Here is a 1,024-nt window from a genome sequence, read left to right on the forward strand (position 1 = left end):
AGAGCAGTTTGAGCAGAAAAGAAATCTGATCACATAATAATTTTTTGATTCTGGCTTTATGTCATGGCTTTTGATGAACTCAGCAACGTTCGCTGAAGCGATTGTAAATAGCTTCAGGCAGGCTGCATCTACCGCCAGTGGCTACAGTCTGCTTACACCCTCAGATTTTTTTGTGAACGGCTGGAAGATCGTCCAAGAGATTTTAAACTCGGTAAGTGCTTGGTCGCCTATTGATTCATTGGGGATGCTGATTGCTTCAATCATTATCATGATTGCATTTGCCTTGATTTGTGCGTTCTTGGTTTTGGCGTTGGTTGAAATGTATATCGTGGTGTCAGCTAGTGTCTTAATGATGGGGTTTGCAGGTTCGCAATGGACGAAAGACTATGCCTTGAAAACTATTCAATATGCTGTTTCAGTCGGTGCAAAAATATTTATCTTACAATTGATTGCAGGTCTTGGACTTACTTTTATCCAAGAGTGGGCTACGGGCTTTAATGTTGAAGACAATGTAAGTTTGGTCGGTATGATTGGCTGTAGTGTGGTACTGCTGGCATTAACCAAAATTGTGCCTGATATGCTCCAAGGTGTGATTAACGGTTCATCTATTGGAAGTGGTGCTGCTTTAACTTCTGCCCTACGTGCTGTGGCTGCTGCGACAGCTGGCGCTGCTGCTGGTGCAGCTGGTGCGTCTATGGCTACAAAAGGCGCTGGAGCGTTGGCAAGTGAACAGCTTAAAACGGCTCAAGCAACTGGCACAGGCCCATCGAGTGCAATGGGTAAAGCTGGTTTTATGGCTGGTAATATGGCCATGAATATGAGTTCTGCTTTAAAAAGTGACCTTGGTAGTCGTTTAAGTGGTTCTACGACTGGTGGACGTATGGCTGGCTCGATGATGAATAAAGCAAACGAGCTACGGTCAAAACGATCTAAAAGCAATCAGGATGAAAACACTATCTCATAGGGCGAGACAGATTTTTTCTGATTATTCGCATTTGTTTAGTTGTTGTTTTATACGTTTTTT

Annotated in this window: 1 protein-coding gene; it reads left to right on the plus strand. The window is 43.3% G+C overall.

Features of this window, described 5'->3' with window-relative positions; genetic code table 11:
- Positions 1-58 precede the first annotated feature (58 nt).
- A complete protein-coding gene (gene trbL, locus FTV32_RS17200) occupies positions 59-964 on the plus strand; it encodes a P-type conjugative transfer protein TrbL (RefSeq protein WP_204832353.1) in 906 nt (301 codons plus the stop codon).
- Positions 965-1,024 lie beyond the last annotated feature (60 nt).

Origin of the sequence: Acinetobacter sp. YH16032 (genome assembly GCF_013417345.1) — a bacterium.
GTDB lineage: Bacteria > Pseudomonadota > Gammaproteobacteria > Pseudomonadales > Moraxellaceae > Acinetobacter.